Source organism: Halalkalibacterium ligniniphilum (genome assembly GCF_000334155.1).
GTDB lineage: Bacteria > Bacillota > Bacilli > Bacillales > Bacillaceae_D > Halalkalibacterium > Halalkalibacterium ligniniphilum.
Genome location: NZ_ANNK01000144.1, coordinates 94,678 through 115,723 on the forward strand (window position 1 = coordinate 94,678; position 21,046 = coordinate 115,723).

At 37.3% G+C, this 21,046-nt stretch carries 15 protein-coding genes; 2 read left to right on the plus strand and 13 right to left on the minus strand.

Annotated elements, in window-relative coordinates; genetic code table 11:
* Positions 1–552: 552 nt before the first annotated feature.
* From BLT_RS0117935 to BLT_RS0117985, 13 genes are all read right to left on the minus strand, one after another.
* The gene (locus BLT_RS0117935) at positions 553–4,965 is read right to left on the minus strand and encodes a hypothetical protein (protein WP_017729126.1); all 4,413 of its coding nucleotides are present in this window, start codon (positions 4,963–4,965) and stop codon (positions 553–555) included.
* A complete protein-coding gene (locus BLT_RS0117940; protein ID WP_017729127.1) occupies positions 4,949–5,692 on the minus strand; it encodes a DUF6063 family protein in 744 nt (247 codons plus the stop codon). The genes BLT_RS0117935 and BLT_RS0117940 overlap by 17 nt, the downstream gene beginning before the upstream one ends.
* Positions 5,679–7,193 (minus strand): hypothetical protein, encoded by a 1,515-nt coding sequence (locus BLT_RS0117945; RefSeq protein ID WP_017729128.1) that lies wholly within the window; start codon positions 7,191–7,193, stop codon positions 5,679–5,681. Before BLT_RS0117945 ends, BLT_RS0117940 begins: the two co-directional genes overlap by 14 nt.
* Complete coding sequence (locus BLT_RS0117950; RefSeq protein ID WP_017729129.1) at positions 7,175–8,188, minus strand: Wadjet anti-phage system protein JetD domain-containing protein; 1,014 nt, start codon at positions 8,186–8,188, stop codon at positions 7,175–7,177. Before BLT_RS0117950 ends, BLT_RS0117945 begins: the two co-directional genes overlap by 19 nt.
* Positions 8,189–8,619: 431 nt before the next feature.
* Positions 8,620–11,094 carry an FtsX-like permease family protein gene (locus tag BLT_RS0117955; RefSeq protein ID WP_017729130.1) on the minus strand — a complete coding sequence of 825 codons (2,475 nt, stop codon included), beginning with the start codon at positions 11,092–11,094 and terminating at the stop codon, positions 8,620–8,622.
* Entirely contained in the window at positions 11,087–11,929 is an 843-nt protein-coding gene (locus tag BLT_RS0117960) for an ABC transporter ATP-binding protein (protein WP_081599694.1), read from the minus strand. The genes BLT_RS0117955 and BLT_RS0117960 overlap by 8 nt, the downstream gene beginning before the upstream one ends.
* Positions 11,865–12,296, minus strand: coding sequence for an ATP-binding cassette domain-containing protein (locus BLT_RS24575; RefSeq protein WP_017729132.1), 432 nt, complete (start codon positions 12,294–12,296; stop codon positions 11,865–11,867). The genes BLT_RS0117960 and BLT_RS24575 overlap by 65 nt, the downstream gene beginning before the upstream one ends.
* Positions 12,293–12,397, minus strand: coding sequence for an ATP-binding cassette domain-containing protein (locus BLT_RS24865; protein ID WP_081599697.1), 105 nt, complete (start codon positions 12,395–12,397; stop codon positions 12,293–12,295). The genes BLT_RS24575 and BLT_RS24865 overlap by 4 nt, the downstream gene beginning before the upstream one ends.
* Positions 12,398–12,711: 314 nt before the next feature.
* The gene (locus BLT_RS0117970; RefSeq protein ID WP_017729133.1) at positions 12,712–14,745 is read right to left on the minus strand and encodes a TRAP transporter permease; all 2,034 of its coding nucleotides are present in this window, start codon (positions 14,743–14,745) and stop codon (positions 12,712–12,714) included.
* Positions 14,742–15,251 (minus strand): DUF1850 domain-containing protein, encoded by a 510-nt coding sequence (locus tag BLT_RS0117975; protein WP_161603257.1) that lies wholly within the window; start codon positions 15,249–15,251, stop codon positions 14,742–14,744. The genes BLT_RS0117970 and BLT_RS0117975 overlap by 4 nt, the downstream gene beginning before the upstream one ends.
* Complete coding sequence (locus tag BLT_RS0117980; RefSeq protein WP_017729135.1) at positions 15,205–16,176, minus strand: TAXI family TRAP transporter solute-binding subunit; 972 nt, start codon at positions 16,174–16,176, stop codon at positions 15,205–15,207. Before BLT_RS0117980 ends, BLT_RS0117975 begins: the two co-directional genes overlap by 47 nt.
* A gap of 252 nt (positions 16,177–16,428) precedes the next feature.
* Positions 16,429–16,620, minus strand: coding sequence for a transposase domain-containing protein (locus tag BLT_RS23400; RefSeq protein ID WP_152414402.1), 192 nt, complete (start codon positions 16,618–16,620; stop codon positions 16,429–16,431).
* A 127-nt stretch (positions 16,621–16,747) separates the two neighbouring features.
* Positions 16,748–17,830, minus strand: coding sequence for a CdaR family transcriptional regulator (locus BLT_RS0117985; protein ID WP_017729136.1), 1,083 nt, complete (start codon positions 17,828–17,830; stop codon positions 16,748–16,750).
* Between the two features lie 171 nt (positions 17,831–18,001).
* On the opposite strand from BLT_RS0117985, the gene BLT_RS0117990 reads away from it, so the two are divergent.
* Together BLT_RS0117990 and BLT_RS0117995 are read left to right on the plus strand one after the other, a co-directional pair.
* Entirely contained in the window at positions 18,002–19,159 is a 1,158-nt protein-coding gene (locus BLT_RS0117990; protein ID WP_017729137.1) for a glycerate kinase, read from the plus strand.
* Positions 19,160–19,279: 120 nt separating this feature from the next.
* Positions 19,280–20,632 (plus strand): GntP family permease, encoded by a 1,353-nt coding sequence (locus BLT_RS0117995; protein ID WP_017729138.1) that lies wholly within the window; start codon positions 19,280–19,282, stop codon positions 20,630–20,632.
* Positions 20,633–21,046 lie beyond the last annotated feature (414 nt).

Consider the following 21,046-nt stretch of genomic DNA (forward strand, 5'->3'; position numbering starts at 1 on the left):
ACGCTGAAGGAGGCTCTGGAAAATGAAGTCGCGCTAACAAAAGCCTTGACGCAAAAATTAAAGGCCTCCTACGGTGGCTATGCAGAAGGCCGAGAGGAAGCAAGAGAATATTATAAGATTGTCAGTTAAGGGTAGGGCTTTATTTCTTACTTATTCAAGAAAAGAGCGCGATTACTGAGCAAGAAGTAATAGGGTGAAACATATTAGACATGACTAATATGTTTCACCCTTTATTTTATATGACTTTCTTCGATTTTGGTCTTGATAAATTACAAACGGTACGACATTATTTCAAATCCACACCGTATAAGGCGGTTCCATCTAAGTCTAACGTAAGGTTTAATATATCATGAATAGACTTTTGAGCCCTTGCTACTTCTGCCTTCACGGCTCGGGACTTTCACCCTGTAGATTGTACCCATGCTGGGCGCACCAAAAATGGGAGCATAACCAATTAATATAGTTTTGCTCCCATTTTACTAACTGCGCATCGTTGCTTTGTTTGCTAATATGGAATTTAGCATTTCAAACTTTTCATTATCATCAACACGACTACTCAAACAACACCATTTGCTCCATCTCTCCAAGTCTACCAATTGATATTGGTTCATGGTCTTGGAAATAGGCATGATGTAACCATTTTTCTTTCGTCATGACTTTTTTCGTAGCGTCCACTGATTCTCGCAAGCGGCAACTATAAATAACAGGGAAAAAGTCTTGCAGAAATTTCCCTTCTGCATGAGCCGTTAGAGCAATGATTTGAAATCCTAATTGCTCGGCCACAAAGAACACTGGGCTTAAAACATGATCACTCGAAGCCTTTCCAAACGGATTGTCCAAGATGACAGCTCTGTGACGTTTCATGTTTGGTTGAATATGCTGTTTTTTCTCAGCGACATAATTTAAGATCCCTAAGAAAAGAGTCATGTTCTTACTCCATTTTTCGCCCCCAGACCAAACGTTACTTTGTTCCCATGAATACGATCTTGTTGTCACCTTGTTATCATTTGTCACCTTACGACAGTTCACTTTCATCCCTTCATTCTTCATCACCATTTGAAGCAACTGCTTGGATTGAAGCTTCATTTCGATTTCTTTTCGTACTTTCCCCTCATCTTGAATTCCTTGATCATTTTTAAAATGATCGGATTCAAGCTGCTGGAGTACCCTTTCGAGATGATCACGAATTCGAGTTTTTCCGTCTTCCTCTTCCCATTCTGGAATCGTAAATGTGAAAATCTGTTTCCAACCATCTCCAACTTTTACTCTTGTCTTTTTAGGGATCAGCTTCAATTCTTCAACCAGCGTTTTTAAGTGAGCATGAACCTGATTAATGAACGCTTGAAGCTCGGCATCCTTTTGACGGATATGTTCATTTGCATAATTGGTGGCTCTTTCCACACTTGCGAGCATGTTTTTCTTAAAATCAAGTAAATCTTCGTACGTTCGTTTGTGTTCAATCCCATTTTCAGCCATCCTTCTCATTTTCACATCCGTAATCGTCTGACAAAATTGTCTAAAGGATTGCTTTTCACGGTCGACCTTCTCGCATTCTTTTTCTACTATTTCTCTTGCTTGTTCAAGTACCTTAACGATCGAGTTTACAAATTGTTTCCGATTATAGGAGAATTCTAGGCTTTCTTCTGAACGTAACGACATTGCGACAATACCTGGTGCATTAAAGTGATGCTTTTCAATAAAACGTTCTAAACCTCGTTCTGCTTCTTCAATACTAGATAGCTCATGTCCTATTCTCTTCTTCTCTTGCTCTAGGTAGCTTTTGCTTTCTTTTAGCTTTACTTTTTGTCTCTTTAATTCATTTTTCACTTCTTCTAATGGTGAAGTAAATTCATCAATCGCTTCATCAGGATAATCTTTTTGAAATTGCTCGATCTTGGTTTGCCATTTCCCTTTTTGATTTTCTTTTGCGGACAATTTATTATGTACATCTTGTTTTAGGGACGTTACCTGATGCTTTAGCCGTTCGATTTTTCCCCATAAACCCTTCAATAACTGCTTACCGTCACTTGGAAAAAGAACCTCTTCATCAAGCATACTATGCTCGATACGAAGCTGTTCCATAGCCCTTTGAGTACGTTCAATGCCCTCCTTTGCATTTGCCAATTTCGCCTTCCATTCATTGTAACTCACACTCATTTCGCGAATTTTATATTCTAGGTTACGTACTTTCTCTTGAATCGTCTTTTTGCTCTCATTTGTATACAGTGGAATGAGAGATTCGATCGCAAGAAAGTCTTCATCTCGTTTTAAAATCAATAATTCCGTTTTTAAAGAGCGAATTCGCTCTTCTAACCCTTGCTTTTGTTCTATGAACGATTCATATTGATGTTTTGCACTCTTCGTTTCTATTTCAACGGTCTCAAGCTGTTCTTTTAGCTGCATTTCCTTCTTTCTAGCGTCTTCTACCTCTCGACTGTATTGGAGATAAAGACTGCCTTTATCAATTTTCCACTCAAGTCCTTTCATTTCATCCTGATGCCTTGCAACCGTATCTTTTAGAAGCGTATGCTTGGAGCGTAACTCGACGATCCATTTTTCTTCATTTTGAATTTTGAGAGTGAGTTGCTCTAGTTGATTTAATAGCTTTGAGCGTTCATCACTTAACTGGGTTATTTTTTCATAGGAATGTTGTTCCATAAATTGTCTAAATGCTTCATGGATTCTTTCCCAAGCTTTGATTTCCTTTTCTTTTTGCTCTCTTGAAATGGTTGTTTCCTTTGCACTTTTCGTGATTTCTTTTTTCCATTCTTGAAAGGATTCATCTTCCATTCCCTTGCTCCAATGAAGAGGTGCTACCCACGAACTTCCTCCTTCTCCTTGATGAACGCTAACAGCTTCTTCTGTTGTCATTACATGAATCGGGAATTGAAGTCGATCCGCTACTCCGTTTAATTTTTCTTGCAAAGGCGCCTTCGATTTATTTGTTGTAATCAATGTTAATGACCAAAGAGGGTAGCTTCTTTTCTCCTCATAATCACTCTTTTCTAAAGACTGCAAATACTCTATCCCTGTGATTAAATAATCGAACTGATTTTTCCAAGATTTTAACTGAGACTCCACAAATGCATCTCCGAAGAAGGTATCTTGCTTACCGTAATCATCTGCAAATCGATGTGCAACTCGCTCTACATATAATAGTTGGTTTCTTTCATGCCTTAGTCTTTCAATTGTTTCTTCTATTCTAGAAGCAATCGAGATCTCATTTTCGTAAACGTTCTCAAGAGCTGCCCATTGAGGACGAACAGAAGTCAGTTTTGAAATCAAGACTTTCTGATCTTGTTCCATCGCACGAAGCTGATAAACAATCGTTTCATGCTCACGCTCTCGTTTGCCTTTTTCCTCTTGTAGCTCTTCTTTGCGAGCTTGCGCCTCACTGTTCTCCATATGAATTTGCTTTTCCTCTTGACGTAATCGAATGATCTCCTCATCTAAAAATTGAAAACGATGATTCCAGTTTGCGATTTCGTTTTGTACACGCTCCTGCTTTGGATTGGCTAATAGCTGCTGCTCTAGCTTGTCCATATCCTTTGCTCGAGTTTCAATCCGACTTTCAATGCTAGAAAGATCCTTTTGTTTTTCGGTTTCTTTTTCTTGCAATTGGTTCAAACGATGTTCAGCTTGTTGAAGCTGATTTTCGATCGGATTAAGCTCAAAGGACACACCTTTTAACTCTTTCTCGATCTCCTCAATTTTCCCCATAAAAAAACCAAGTAACCTTCGCTTAGCCTGTTCTAGTTGCTCCTCAAGCTCCTGAAGATCCTCCACCTGATTCAACTTCTCTATTTCCTCTTCTATATACTTAAGCTGGTCTTGGAAATTTTTCTGTTCCACCTTAAGCTCCGCCAGTTTAAGGGAATAATAGTCTATTTGATTCCCATCAAGCTCTTCCTCTAGCTCGGATTGTTTCGCAAAAACCTGTTCGTAGTCTTTCGTATAGGTATGAAGGGTCAATTCCTCAACTGCAATATCATAAGAAGCAGACCTTACATCATGCTTACGTTCTTTTTTCTTCCATTCCTCTAGCTTCTGTAAGATAGACGTTTGTTCATCCATCGCCTTTTTCTTTTGCAGTTGGGTTTCTTCCCATGTGCCTTTAGCTTTTTGCTTTGTTTTTTCGTATGCTCGCTTGCTATGATGGAGCTGCTCAAACGTATGAACAAATTTTTCCAATTCCACTTGAATTCGTTTGTTTTCTTCAATTGTCTCTTTTAGCTTTTTATACTGCTTAAAGCTTGTATGCTGTTTTTCAAACATGTCAGCAAACATTTGGCTATTATGTCCAGCAATTGAATTTTCTACAGTCGGAATTAATAACCGATCGAACAATTGATTTGTACTTTTGCAATCATCAAAGAAAGCCTCGACTCCACCTTCCGTACTATTTATTTTTACGACACTTTCCCACTCGGTGGAAATAATATGATACTGTTCTTCAAGAAAGCTTCGATACTCTTTAATCGTTTGGAAGGTGTGAGCTAAGAAAGAACGGTCACGCATTTGGCTATAATAATCTTGCATTTCTCCTCGTTCAGCTGTTCGTTTCAACTCTGTCCCATCTCGCACAAAGGGAATGCCCTCAATTCCATTTGGGTCATTTGCTTCATATTCATAGACGTAACGTAATGAATCGAGGCCATGCTTGGTCATATAAAGGGTAACAGCCGTGACCACGTAGCGTCTTGGCTGATCATTGGTAATCCATTCGATCGCAATATGAGCAGGTGCGTTTTCAAGGACCAATGTCTTTTTGATTTGCCGCTCTGCTAAATTCGTATGGGGAATAATCGCCTGCAAAGCTGTCTGAATTAGGACTGTTTTTCCGCCACCATTTTCAAGTAAAATCGCTCCATTATGCCCATCAAATAAAAACGTTTCATCGTTATAGCGCTTGTTCCCTTCTTCATACACAACATTTGTTAATCGAATTTTACTGATCGCCGGCATATGATTCCGTCCTTTCAAATCCGTAAATAAATTCAAAAATTCCCTTATTATACTCAACTTCCATAAAGAATCGTTGAATGATCGTTTTCGCTTTTTCCGTTAAAGTGATTTCATCATTTCCGATCTCTTGAACCAGCTCTTGATCGACGAGGAATCTTTTCACCGTATCAATAAAGCTTAACCGACTGATTGTATTACCACTTTGCTTCTTCGCAGTTTCTTTGATATCATTCATATCTTCCCATTTTTCAATGATTAAAGACCAATTATAAGAAAATTCTTTTTCGAATTCTTTCAACTCCTTCTCGTCGTGCGACTTCAATTGGTCAATTCTCTCCTGAATAAAATAAACCCATTCATCTAAACGAATAAATTGTCTCGTTGGCTCTTGACTCTGATACGTATCATAGAAGCTACCAAAAAGAATAATCGTCGAAAAATACAACAGATAAATATCTTCGTTTGTAGCACCAGAACGCAAATAATTGCGCTTTATCCAGTCATTGCTCACATGAAAAGGTGAAAGCTTCGTTCTCGGTACTAAAAACATTTGCTCACTCGTTAAAACAATGACACAATCCACTTCATAGCTAAACGTATCAAGAAGGGCACGAATTTCATCATCAGCTTTATATTGCTGAACCGCTTCTACGTCTGCAGCTCCCTCACGTGCTAGCTTTGTATAAAGCTTAAAGGCTTGGATCACTTTAGTCTCAGGAAAGTTCATCCACTTCTCCCTCCAATTCCAAGATCATTTCTTGAATCGAATACCTCTGTACTTTTTGAATGATCCCTTTTCCTTCTTTTATCGTAAGCGTTCGATCCCCGGTGAGAACGAGAGCATCTCCAAGAAGCGTCTTCCCTTCCTGTTCATCTACTCTTCCTCGAATGATTGGCGAGCGTTGATGGAGAATTAACCAAAAATCATAGAAATAACGCTGTGCATAGATGGAAGATTGATCCTTTTCATCAAGGAAATCGATAAAGGCAGAAAGCGCGCCTCCTTTTTCCGCTTTATAGGCCTCTAGGAAAAGCTTCATTAGTTCTTTATATTTTTGTGAAAGCCACTTGCGGTACTGATCTTCTGCTTGCTCCTCGTTCACTTCAGTAAACCCTTGTTCCACTTTTTCGTCTCGTTCTTCGGTAATGTTTTGCTCAGCTAAAATGGCTAATGGTGACCATTGTTCATTCTCCTCGACTTTTAAAAAAGGATGGAGAACCCCTTTTAATGCCTCTAATGGAAGAGGACCCGATACGATGCGAGAAACTAAATCTTGATCAAAGTTAAAAGACTGAATGCCGGTATAATACAAGGACTCTTGAGCTGTAATAAGGGTTGTGTTTTTTAACGTAACCGTTTCATCTAGCAAACGAGAATGATCATAATGAACCGCTTCAAGCTCCTGATTAATTTTTAGTACATAGCCATATGTTTTCTTTTCCTTCTGATGGACATCTTGGGAATAGAGTCGGTCTCTCGTTTCTTTTACAAACTGTCGTAGCTCCTTGAACTCCTCATCTTCTCGCTCAAGTCGCTCATAAATATCCCCAAGAAGCTGCTTATACCGCTCAAAGGTTTCCTCTGACACAATGCTCCGTTGAATCTCGTGTTTCAGCCTAACCATACGCTCCTGTAATGTCTCCACATCAATTCGCATCTCATTTATTTGCCTGAGAGCTCCTTTAAACTCCCCCTTATCCAACTGCTTTCTTAAGATAAGTTGATTAATAGATAGCTGAAACTCACTGTAAAATTCCTTCGTTGCAAACAGTAACTCAAGTCCATCTTCATCCAACGTATAATACTGAGTGTTCGACTTAACATCAAAGCCGTTTGCCTTTAAAATTGAATATTCAATCGATTGTTCTTCCTTTGTTTCCCAATCATAATAGAGATAGCTTCGTTTCTTACCATGTGTCGGACGAAAGGTTTGGATGATTGTCCTTGCAAGTTCTTCATATTTTTCTTCTGGTAAAAGATATCGTTTTTCTGAAATGTTTTTTAGAAATTCAGCCAATTGGCCTACACCTGTCTTCGATTGGCGCATGAGCTTTTTCTCAAAAAAGAACAATAATGTCAGCAGACCAAGCCCTTTCATATCGATACTCGTACCGTCTAGATCTTGGTCACGCTTTCTCGTTAAATCATATAATGGATCAAAAAGAGCAAGCCTCCTCATCCTCTCTCTGTATCCACTTGTCAGCTCATTTATATCAGGACTTTCCAATCGGACTCCCTCCAAATCTTCTGTAATTCTTTCGTCTGTAATATTTCTTGAGGATAATACTTGCCTTCAGCCAATTGTTTATTAATCTTATCCTGCTCCTCAGGGAGAAAGAAGCTTAGAAACGAGTTTTGCGCTTCGATGCTCTCTTTCTGATACTCTTTTCCTTTAGCAGACGTTTTCTTTAAACAAGCACGATAGAAAGGTAATGCCAGCTTTGCTGGCTGTCTCTTCGTTAAAGCATACCAAATCAACAAGCCTTCTCGATCAATGTCACCAAAATAAAAAAACTGATGTGATCCATCGATTGGGTATTGAATTGAAAACTGCTCAATGCTTTTTATCACTGATTTTCCTTTTCCATAGATAAGGGTCGAAAACTCTGTTTCGGGTAAAGCTGGTAGCAAACCTTGATAAGTTGTCTTATTTTCAACAATTAGATGGAACTGAGTGTTTTTATGAATATTTATCGGATTTATCGCAAACATGAGGGGATCAGAAACAGGAATAATACGAAGCTTATTAAAGACGCCAATTCGCTCAAGTAGCTCCTTACCACCTTTTTCAGCTAACCATTTTTCATCTCCAACTAACTCAAAGCTTCTTTCAGGTGCAGGAGCTTGTTCAGCTGGAAAAGAATTATTCTTTATGTATTCATCCACTTTTTGTATATAAGGTAGGTCATCTTGCCAAATCGAAGGAACTTTGCGGTAATAGTCATCAAGATTTATAGAAGGATGAAAAACATTTCGATAGCGCTGAATCTCTCTATGATGATCAACTGCAAGCAAACCCTTATCAATGCGATACTGTAAAGCAAGGGACGGGGCTCTAACTGTACGTCCTTTTGACTTCACCATCACTAATACCTCTTCTGATTCTAAGGATAATATCGTATTCGAAAACTCTTCATATGTATTGATGTAAGGTTTTAATAGTTTTTCAAGGTCGGTTAACGTAATGGTTTTTTTAGGATAAGTGGTTAATAACTCTTTCATAAACGCGCCTGTCACTCCCCGAAATTTGTTCGTTTTTGTCGAAAGGCAGATAAAATCAGTGAGTTTCTAGCTATGATGTTTTAGATTAAAAAAGCCTAGTTCCTTTGTGAAAAATGGGCTTTTTAATCCTTATTTTATCATTAAACGGTTGGGGAGGAACAGCGTTTACAAAAGAGAGATTGTGTCAACCATGTGTGGGAGGAATATTTCTCCAATGATAGTTGATGCATAGCATTCGCTTCGGAAACATACTTCGCTTTCCGCGGGCGGCTGGTGAGAATCCTCGTGCTTACGCATTGTGGAGGCTCACCCTTGCCTTTGATCCCGGAGGAGTCTACAGCTATTTCCGCCACTAAGGTTGTGCTTGTTCGCATTTTCAATCATACACGTAGTTATGTCCCAGCCTCAAAATATTTTGTATCAGCTTTTAGTTATTTATTATCCTGTGTAAGTTCAATGGTGATTTTCCTAGAAGCAATTGTTCCTCCAAAGGGGATAAACACAATGAATGACAATACGATTATAATGATGATTAACAGCAATACTAAATGGGGATTAAATAAAACCGAACTTGAATCTATTAGACCTAGTGTATATGTTAATATAGTTCCATTTGCAAAGCCGAGGATTATACCTAGTGAGACATACAATAAAACTTGTGTGAGTATAACCTTAACGATCCCCTTCTTATCTAGTGAAATTGTTCTTAGGATCGCAAACTCTTTTCTTTTTGAATGAATATTATTGATAAGTGTATTAAATACTCCTAATAAAACACTAATCAGCATAATGATGATTGTTACAATAAATATAGCCCATCTTTGTAACAACATTTCATTTGCTTGTTCTAAGGACTTTTCCAAGCTATTAACCTGTACTTCAGGATAAATACTCTTTATATTCTCTAACTCTTGAATTGCGAACTGTTCATCGTTAGTGGTTATAAAAGCGCGTTCAAATGATATTTGTTCCTCTTTAAAAGCAGAGCTTCTCCAATCAATAATCCCTTCTCGACCAAAAAGGTGGTTCGGAAATTCTTCAATTATTGATGAAACGGTAAGAGTTCCAGCTGTATCACTATCGATTACATCATCTATAATTAAAGATACACTGAGTTTGTCACCGATCTCAATGTTATTTCTCGCTGCAAAGTCATTTGTTATAATAATTTGCTCTGGGGAAGTATAAGAAATATCAGGTAGTAAACCTTGTTCCTGCATTTGGGTTATATCCACTAACGCATAATCAATATAAGTTGAATTATTTATGACACCTAAATTCGCTATGCTTTGCGTGCTGACTCCCTCAATGGACGGATACTCTTCTATGATTTGACGAAATTCAAAACTGTTGATAGTAGAGTTATCATTAGCTCGGCTTGTGATTACAATATTCGTTGGATATTGGTTTTTAAGGTATTCTTGTTCATTAATTTGTATAGTACTAAATAAACTTGAACCGAATATAACAATCATGAGCAATGTACTGATGATCACAATAACAAACGTGTTCTTTTGCACTTGTGGAATAAGGTTTTTAACTGCTATAAAAGACGTTTTACCAAACACCTTTTTCATTACAGGCAACAAAAGATGTAACAATTTAGACAGGTACACTTGAAATAGTATAAATATAGAGGCAACCAACATAAATGCACCTAATAGTAACGAAATATCAATAGAATTAAAATATCCTATTAATATAAGCAAAACACTAAATAAAATTAATGTATATCCTATTATTGTTTTTTGTTTAACTCCTTTAATATTGCCTTTTTCGTTTTCTTGAATAATTTTTATAGGTAAAGCCTTACTTCCCCTATATGATGGAAAAATCATGAAAAGTTGTATGACCACCATGCTAATCAGCGTATATAAAACAGCTAGTGAATAATTAAACCCTAAATCGTTTATAGGATATGAAAATAGTACACTTATCCGGTTCTTTAAAATTTCATGACTAAACAAAGCAAGTAAAAACCCTAGAATAGAACCGCATATATTAATTAAGCTGCTTTGGAACAGAATAATTGTAAACATTTGTCCCTTGGTAGCGCCCATTGAACGCATAATTGCTAATTGATTTCTGTATTTGTACAAGAACATTTCAAAGTTTGAAATGATAAATAAAGAAGCTATGATTAGAATAAGAATTGATAAAACAATCATAAATTGATTTAGCATTGAAAGGTTAGATACTAAAAATTCATCTTCAGCTGCTACATCAATTCTCAAATCTGTATCTAATTGACGTATCTCATTTGCTAAAGCATAAACATCAGATTCAGGTTGTGCTTTAATTAATAAATAAGTGGCTTCATTATAAACTCCTCTAGTATCAAAGATAATTTCTTTCAATGAATTCCTAGATAAAATGATATTATCGGTTGTTAGTCCAGCTTCTTCTAAATTAGAAATTACCTCTTTTACTACAAAGCTCCTTCCTTCTATCGAAACAGTATCCCCTATAGAAACATTTAACGATTCGGCCAATGACTGATTTAAGATTACCTCGCTATTATCGATATCTTCTTCGAAATGGTAACGACTTTTTACTAATGAATCATTCTCTGCACCAACAGTGTATACGGTAGCCCCTAGTTGATCTATATATTGGTTCGAAATTATAACACTTGAATACTCGGATACACCAGTAAGGGAACTAATTTCATTTATAAAATCTTGGTCTATCACTTTTTCTTCATGAAGATTATAGCCAACAGACAAATCCATATTCCCGTATAGCTGCTGAATCTCTTGAACAAGTGATTCTTTGGCATTCGAAGAAAAGACAACCATTGTTATTATCAAAGAAACTGATAACATAATGCTTATTATGGATGAAAGAGCAATAAACCTATTAGCTTGAAAAAATCGGAGTGCTAATCCTTTTATTGACTTAATCATGAGGCTTCACCAAAATGCGTCTGAACTTTTTTAAAATTTCATCCATACTCTTTGGACCCTTGGTTTCTTCATAGGTATCAACAATTTGGCCGTCATGGAAGAAAAAGACACGATCAGCATAGGTGGCCACATAAGGATCATGTGTAACCATGATTATGCTTTGATTGAATTTTTCTTTCATGCTAACTAGTACATTTAAAATATCTGTGGATGTATTAAAATCAAGATTACCTGTCAATTCATCAGCTAATACAATCGGCGGTGAAGTGATTAATGCCCTTCCGATTGCAACACGTTGTTGCTGACCTCCTGAAAGTTGTATGGGTCTATGGGTTTTCCATTTTGAGAGACCGACAATCTCAACGATTTCACTAACCTTTTGGTTTATTTGTGATTCATTCACGCCTTTTAAAATCAATGGCAATGCGATATTTTCTTCAACTGTTAAGTCTTTTAATAAATTAAAAGATTGAAATATAAAGCCTATATTGTCGCGGCGGTAATATGTGGCTTGGGGTTCACTAAACATACTATCAGAAGACTGACCATCCAGTATTACTTCCCCACTACTTGGTTGATCCATCGCTCCCAATATGTTCAGTAAGGTGCTTTTACCAGAACCACTAGTTCCCATAATTGCAAGTAGCTCACCTTTATATAAATTAAAGGATACGTTTTTTAGAGCTTTAACTCCTTCTCCTGCACCTGGATAAGTCTTGCTGAGGGATTTAACCTGTAATAACGCATCTTTTTGATTTGTTTTGTTAATCTCAACCAACTCCCATTGTTTGTTTTTCCTCTTGATACCATTTGGCTTGGGATTTATACATTTCATAATAAATGCCCTTTTTACTCATAAGTTCATTAAAATGACCTTCCTCTACTATCTCTCCATTTTCCATTACAATAATCCGATCAGAAAATCGGGTAGGGCCAATACGATGTGATATAGTTATTGAAGTTATATTTTTAGACAGTGCATGAAAAATTTCAAAAATCTTCATCTCTGTTATGGGATCTAATGCTGCGGTAGGTTCATCTAAAAGAATAAGATCTGAGTCTTTCAAAAATCCCCTAGCTATTGCAATTCGTTGCCATTCTCCTCCAGATAATTCTGTGCCATCTGGCATTTCTTTAGTTAAATAAGTATCTAAGTTATTCATATAGTTTTTTACTTTTTCTTCTAAACCTACTTGGTTCAAGATATTAAATAATGCTTTGCTCCTTTATTTATTTCGTATAACCCTAACAAACAATTTGCAAGAGTCGTTTTCCCAGAGCCGTTAGCACCAACAATAGAAATATTTTCTCCCCCTTTTTATAGAAAGTGTTACGTTTTTCAAAACCTCCATATTAGATTTGGTATATTAAAACGTTGCATTCTCAATAGAGAGATCATCAATATTATCAATTTCTATTGTATCATTTCACTTCCTTTTTTTTTACTTCATAGTTCAGAATTTTCAGTGAAGCATTATTGTATATTGCTGTTCAAATATGTTTCCTAGATTACCACCTATAGAAGCAAAGTAAGCGTCAGTAAAAATAAAAAGCTAGAAACGAGGATAGTTTATGATCTTCGTTTCTAGCCTTGCAATATTCAATAGCTTCCTTTCATTAAATAGAGCTTTCAATATTTACTGACGAATCATTTTCTTTTTTAGCTTTCATGTAGTTCAATGCATAGATGACAATGATAATCCCAATCCCAATAAAGTTCGTAATCATTTCTGGAATAATGGCTATGATAGAAGCCGCTCCAAGTATGATTCGATTGATGACACCCAAGTTGGTCTTAATATATCCTTCTACTGCAGCGCTAATGGCGATAACCGCAATTGTCGAAGTAATTAAAACTAGCACAATATCTGAGACAGATGCAAAGGCGAATTCTGTTGCATTAGCTGGTAGTCCAGTCGCATCAATTAACAGCATAGCGTGATCATAGACAAATATGAATGGAACAAGGAACCCTGCTACAGATAATCTGATTGAGATAATACTTGTTCGCATTGGGTCTCCTCCCGCCAGTCCAGAGGCTGCAAAGGAAGCTAGGGCTACAGGTGGCGTAATGTTGGCGAAGATGCCAAAGTAGAATACAAATAAGTGTGCTACGAGAATGGGTACATCAAACATCGCTAAAGCTGGAGCTGCCATTATCGCTGTAATAATGTAAGCAGGAATTGAAGGCAAGCCCATTCCTAATACTAATGAAGCAAACATCGTTAAGATTAACGTTAAGAGTAATGAACCTTGACCAAGACTAGTAATCGCTGAAGTTAAGGTAGCGCCGAAACCTGTTAAGTTGACGACACCAATGACAATACCAACAACACCACAAGCAATAATCGTTGATAGAGATTGTCTTGTTCCAGTCTCTAGTGCTTTAATAATATCTTTTGGATACATTCTTGTATGTTTTCTCATCCAAGATACAATAATCGTTACTAAAATGGTATAGAAAGCAGCATATGAAACAGGTACGCCAGCAAAAAGCATAACGATTAAACTAATAAGTGGAATTATTAAATGCCAGCCTTGCTTCATTACTTTTTTCACTTCCGGAAGATCCGCTTTAGGTAATCCTCTTAAATTAGAACGACCTGCACGATAATGCACTTGCATAATACTCGTTATAAAGAAGAGAAAGGCTGGAATAATGGCTGAAAGTGCGATTGTTCCATAGGAAATACCCGTCGTTTCCGCCATAATGAAGGCACTGGCTCCCATAATCGGTGGTAGTATCTGTCCACCAATCGATGAACTCGCTTCAACAGCACCTGAGAAGTTTTTGTCGTACCCTATTTTTTTCATGAGCGGGATGGTAAAAGCACCTGTACTAACAACATTTCCAACAGCTGTACCATTAACAGAACCCATAAAGGCACTTGAAAGTACAGCAACCTTTGCTGGTCCACCTTGTTTATGGCCAGCTAAAGCAAGCGCTAAATCATTAAAAAATTTCCCCATTCCTGATTTTGCGAGGAATGCTCCAAACAAAATGAATAGGAAAATAAATTGCACGGAGGCACCAATTGCTGTTGAAAATAACCCTTCCGTTTTTGTAAACATTTGACCAAAAATATCAGCTAAATCAAATGGTCTAGTTAGAAGCATTCTAGGGAGCCATTCTTGATGACTAAAGAAAGGGTACATTAGGAATAAAAATGCTAGTATTGGCAAAATCCAACCGGTTACCCGTCGCGCTGCTTCAAAGACTAAAATCACAGTTAGAATGGCTACTAGCACATCGGTTGTACTAGCAATCCCACCGCGTGTTGTCACAATATCTTGATACACATAATATAAGTAGACAAAAGAGCCAATGCTTAGTGCAAATAAAATCCAATCATAGAATGGCACCTTTGTACGGTTCTGCTTTTTAAAAGTCGGATAAAGTAAGAACACCAATGCCATCGCAAATGTTAAATGAAAACTACGTTGTAAAAGAGTTGGAAGTGGATTAAATGTAATATAAAAGTGGAATAGTGCATAGCCGATAGTTAACAGGCTAAAAAACCATACAAGTCCTTTGTTCCCCCATCTTCGTGTATTTGAATCGGTATCATATTTTTCCAGTACTTTTTGAACCTGTTCATCTGGAATTTCAGCATCGGTAATGGCTGCCGGCTTTAGTTTTTCACTTTTCAAAGAAAATCCCCCCTTATAAATTCCCAAATTGGTATATCGTTTGTTTTAATGATGACCGATTCGTACTGTTCGAAATATTCGTATAAAGGTAGTTGGCGGTCACCGAAAAACAGGGTGGTTTGTACATGTTTAGAGATGGTTAGGTTTAATTCTTCATAATCAATCTGCAGTTCAATGGTAATGAAGCCATCTTTGGTTGTCGTCTCTAGCCCCTGATAAGGAGTTCCGGCCCCAAATGTTTTAAAGCGAGTCTCTGTTAGTATGATTTTTTTATGATCTCTCTGGTAATGTTCAAACCACTCCTCTTTTTCAATGGAATGAATCCATCCAAGTACAAACTGATCCTCTTTAATAAAATAAGAAGAATTTTCACCTTTTATTTCTATAATAGGGAGGCGATAAAAGAAAAGAAGAGGGAGCGCAATGAGGAAGGCACTCCCAATCCAAATTATCGTTCTCTTACTGTTCATTAAAGTATTTTTCAGCACCAGGGTGTAATGGTGCAATAAGACCCTCTTGAGCATGTTCAATCGAAATTTCAGAAGCTGCTTGGTGAGAGTTAACTAATGTATCTAGACTCTCAAAGAATACCTTCGTTAGTTTATAAACATCATCTTCACTTAAGGCGCTACGTACGACAAGTGCATTTGGAACGGCCGCGGTTGGAATAGCTTCATCGTTACCATATGTTCCAGCAGGGATTTCGTATGGCATGAAGTATGGATGCTCCTCTACAATAGCGTTAACATGTTCTGGAAGCACTTTTACAATATTAATATCTAACGTTTCAGATAATTCCAAGACAGAAGCATTCGGTAGACCACTAGTTAAGAAAGCTGCGTCAATTCGCCCTGCATTCAAACCATCAGATGCTTCAGCGTAACCAAGATAATCTACTTGTAAATCATCATACGTAATACCATTTCCATTTAATAAAGCACGGGCATTTAGTTCTACTCCAGATCCTTGATCACCAACAGCAATTCGTTTTCCTTTTAAATCCTCAAGAGTTTCAATTCCAGCATCAGTTCGTGCTACAATTTGAACCACATTTGGGTAAAGGTTGGCAATCTGTGAAATCCCTTCTATTGGCTCTGAGAAACTCGCTTCCCCATTTAAAGCTTGACTTAATGCGTCACTCATAACAAAAGCCATTTCTACTTTATCATCGGCCATTAAATTTAAATTCTCAGCCGAAGCTCCTGTTGTTTGCGTGCGTGAGTTCACATTAAATGTTGAGGAATATTTGTCAGCAAGCGTTGTACCAATAATGTTATATGGACCCGAAGCTCCCCCTGTTGCAATGGTTACAATATTTGCTTCTAATCCCTCTCCATTCGCTTCATCATTCGAGCCAGATTCGCCGCCACAGGCCGCAAGAATGAGAACTAGTAGACAAATAATAGGTAAAACAAACCTTTTCTTCCTCATATAAAGTCCCCCTTTTTATAAAGTTACATTTTTTAAAACGTTTTCATTATATTTCTCGGGCATTATTTTGTCAATTTTATTTATTTATATTATTCTGATTTTATAGTTAAATGAAGCTTTTTGCTTCCCATGCTTCATAATTTTATTCCAAATAAGCTAGAAATAGATAACATTTGTAGTACACGATGGTAGCTAACACAATTGCAATTGTTCTATTATTCAGCTCCTATTTAGATATCTAGATGTAGGCTTTTAAGCATATTTTTTAGTGCTTCTCTTTTCAAAGTAAGCGTCAAATAGTCCCCGAGTTGGAAGACGATTCGACCAAGGAAGTAATTGATCAATGGCGTTCTCATTACTTGCATCTACATTGGGAAGCTCCTCGAAAATGCACATCAAATATTGATAAAGATTAAGCCCATTTTCTTTGGCTGTGACATCTATCGACCGTTTTGTTCAGGCAAAGCTTTTAGTCGGTCCCTCGCGGCACTCCTTACTTATTTTCTTAGCTAGAGTATCGCATGAATAAGCTTAGAGGAGAAGGTGTGGTCTATTTGACGTTTACATCACTTCATTCCATCTGGCGTAACCAAATCGCTAATTGCAAGGGGAGAACGTCTTTTAGTTCTCGGGGATTATAGCCGGTAATTTCTTTCACCTTATTTAGACGATAAATCAGTGAATTTCGATGGATATACATACTTTTAGCACAATCTCCGATGTTTAAATTAGATTGGAAAAAGTGTTCTAACGTATCAATTAGTTTTTCAGATAGGTTATTTAAAATGGATTCGTAGTATCTTTTTTTAGTTTCCTTGTCTACCTGATAAATAAGTGCTTTTGTTTTAATATCAGTATAAGAAATAAAAGTTTTCTCACTCTCCCCTAAGGTGAGGGCATGCACGGCTTCTTGGAATGAAAGTTTAATCTCATCTAATGAAGAAACGGAACTACCAGAGCCAACACGAGCGGTGAGTTTTTTTAAGTAAAAGTTATCGATAATTTTCGTTAGTTTTTTTTGAACGATTTCTGTCTGACTACCAGTTGTTAAGATGTAAATTTGATTCATTCCTAAAAAACCGATAAAGGTTTTGTGGAAAGAGAATACTTGTTCAAAAATATCCATTAACTGACTTCTTTTTAATGATGACGAAACATCGAGCAGTGCTACTTGATAAGGTGGTTTGATTGTCATTTCAATTAATTCCAATTTTTGTTGAATCGTCTTCAAATCATAGCTATCTCTTATTAACGACTCAAAGATTTGATCTTTGAGTCGTTGCTTCCATTCTAATTGTTCCATCAAATAAGCTTGTCTTAACATAATTTCTGTATTCATTTTGACAAGTTCGCCAAATTCGCGTATTTCCTCGGGCGCACCAGTGATTCCGATGACTCCTACAATATCGTTTTGAAATTCTATTGGTAAGTTGATACCTGGAAGAGAACGATTCCATTTTGAACGTTCTTCTGGATAGATAACTAATGTGTGGCCAGTTTGGAGGACTTCAATGGCTCCATCATGAACTTGATTAATTCGAGATGGATCGGCAGAGGCAATAATTGTCCCTGTACTATCCATAATATTAATATTTCTATTTAAACGAATGGTCATTTGTTCGACAATATCTTTGGCAATTTCTTGGGTTAACATAATGGCCTCCTATAACATCATCATTAAAATTTTTTGATTATTTTAATTTGTTTGTTATCTACGAATAAAAATCAAGCGAAATAGACAGTTTTTTTTGTTTATAACAAACGATGATTTAAAAAGGCACGCATGTTTATAATAATTATAAGAAATAGGTTAGGTGGGAACAAGATGAAAATTGTCATTGCACCAGATTCTTTTAAAGGAAGTCTGTCGGCTGTAGACGTGGCTTTCCATATGGAGAAGGGAATTAAGAAAGCGTTTACAGAGGTAGAGACAGTGTTAGTTCCAGTTGCAGATGGTGGAGAAGGAACAATGGAAAGCTTAGTAGCTGCTACAAAAGGAAAGGTAATTGATGTTACCGTAAAAGGACCACTACTAAAATCAGTTAAAGCAGCTTATGGTGTTTTGGGAGATGGAGAGACATGTGTGGTAGAAATGGCAAGTGCCTCTGGTTTAAACCTTATTGCAGATGCTGAAAGAGATCCGATGCTAACAACGACATACGGAACAGGAGAATTAATTAAAGCGGCACTAGAACAAGGGTACCGAAAATTTATTTTAGCAATTGGTGGAAGCGCTACTAATGATGGTGGCGCTGGAATGCTACAAGCTTTAGGAATGCGTTTATTTGATCAAGAGGGGAAGGTAATTGGTTTTGGTGGTGCAGAACTTGGTCGAGTCGCCCAGTTAGATGATGCGGAATTCGATTCTCGTATAGCCGAATCAGAATTTTTAATTGCTTCCGATGTTCAAAACCCATTGATTGGTCCAGAGGGTTCCTCTTATGTTTTTGGTCCACAAAAAGGGGCAACAGCAAAAATGGTTAAACAATTAGATGCTTATTTAACACACTGGGCTGACTTAATTGAAGAGAAACAAGGAGTACGCCTTCATGATAAACCAGGAGCCGGAGCAGCAGGAGGAATTGGCGGAGCGTTTCAAGCTTTTTTCCCATCGACCATGAGGCGTGGAATTGATATTGTCATTGAATATACAGACTTAGAGAAAAAACTAGCAGGGGCTGATTTTGTTTTAACAGGGGAAGGACAAATTGATTTTCAAACTGCTTCAGGAAAGGCACCAATGGGGGTAGCCGAAGTGGCACAAAAGCAAGGGATTCCGGTCTTTGCAATTGCGGGTTCCATTGGAGGGGGAATTGAGCAACTCTATCAATATGGGATTACAAGTGTTTTTAGTTTAGTAAACGCTCCCATGACGTTAGATGAGGCCATTTCAGGTTGCGATCAATATTTACAATTTACAACCGAACAAATAGCTCGCACGTTTTTTGCTTCATCCTTAAACAAAAAATCAGCTAGCCTCTAAAGTCAAAAAGCGACTTTCTAGAAAGCTTGTTTAACAAGCTATCAGTATATGGAGTTGTGATTACTAGCGGAGTAGGCTAAAGATGATTTTTAGTGGCTTTATAATAAAGGGGGCTTATAAATGTTATTTTTAATTATTGTTTTAGGTGTTCTATTAATTGTCGTGGCAACGAGCAAGTTCAAAATTCATCCTTTCTTATCATTATTATTAGGAACCTTATTTGTGGCCTTTGCCACCGGGATGTCTTTTGATTTAATTATTGAAAGTATTAATGGTGGATTCGGTAATTTAATGACCAGTATTGGTCTTGTGATCGTCTTTGGAACAATTATTGGGGTGATTTTAGAAAAAGCTGGTGCTGCTTACAGAATGGCAGAAGTTGTCTTACGTGTAATTGGGCCAAATCATCCGCAACTCGCGATGAGTATTATTGGATTTATCGTTTCAATTCCGGTTTTCTGTGACTCTGGGTTTATTATTTTAAATAGTTTAAGGAAAGCGTTAGCAAAACGAGCAAAAATCGCAATGGCTTCGATGTCAGTTGCCTTGGCTACTGGTTTATACGCTACTCATACATTAGTTCCGCCAACGCCAGGTCCAATAGCTGCTGCTGGTAATATTGGAGCAAATGCTTATTTAGGGACGGTCATTCTAATCGGTTTAGTAGTCGCCATCCCCGCCACACTTGTCGGTTATTTATGGTCCGTAAAAGTAGTAACTAAAATTGAAGTGCCAGAGGATGTAACCGCAAATGGTGAGGAGTTTGATTATGACAAGGTTGTAGCCTCTTTTGGAAAAATGCCATCTACATTTTTAGCGTTTTTACCGATTGTGTTGCCAATTGTTTTAATTGCGCTTGGTTCTGTCATTTCTGTCCTAGGGTGGGAAGGTTGGTTTGCTGAACTGTTTATCTTCTTAGGAAAACCTGTTATGGCATTATTACTTGGGGTTATTGCAGCTTTACCTTTATTACCAAAATATGATGAAGAAACGTTAACAGGTTGGGTTGGGAAAGGATTAGCTGATGCCGCTCCGATTCTATTAATAACAGGTGTTGGTGGTGCTTTTGGAACGGTTATCAGAAATTCAGGAGTAGAAGAAATCATTCAGGGCTGGGACATTGCGGGTATTTTTACAGGTGTTTTATTTTTATTAGTGCCGTTCTTAATTGCCGCAGCTTTAAAAACAGCACAAGGTTCATCAACAACCTCACTTGTTATCACATCATCATTAATTGCTCCAATGTTGCCAATTATGGGAATAGAAGGAGCTGTTCCGTTAGCATTAGTTGTCATGGCGATTGGTGCTGGTGCGATGACCGTTAGTCATGTGAATGATAGTTACTTTTGGGTCGTTACCCAGTTTACGGGTATGCAAGTAAACGATGCGTATAAAGCTCAAACAATGGCGACGTTGCTACAAGGGTTAGCGACTATTATAGTGACGATGGTGCTGTGGTTATTATTAGTTTAATAGAGTTGAGACTGTTGGAATTTAAATATTCCAACAGTCTTTCTTTATGTCCTTGAAACCCCTGGCTATGCCGGGGGTTTCAGAGAGCTTCGAGCGTGGTAATAAAAAACCTCACTCATGGTAGGATAAAGTTGGTTTCCCGCCGCAGAGCAGAGCAAGAGGCTGGTACAAAACTAGCGTTAAGTAACGAAAAAAGTGTAATTGAGCACGCTAAATTATCGACTGTTTACAATATTTTAAAAAAATAAAACGTTACATTGCTATGGGTAATGAAATAGCTAAACCCCTTTCTTGAATAATAAAGAATAGTTTTTTTCTGGAAATATATCAACAATTACTCCAAAAAAATACAAAAAAGGACACTGTTCTTGTTGAATGAAGTTTGCCGACCACAAACTCAAGAAGATGTGTCTC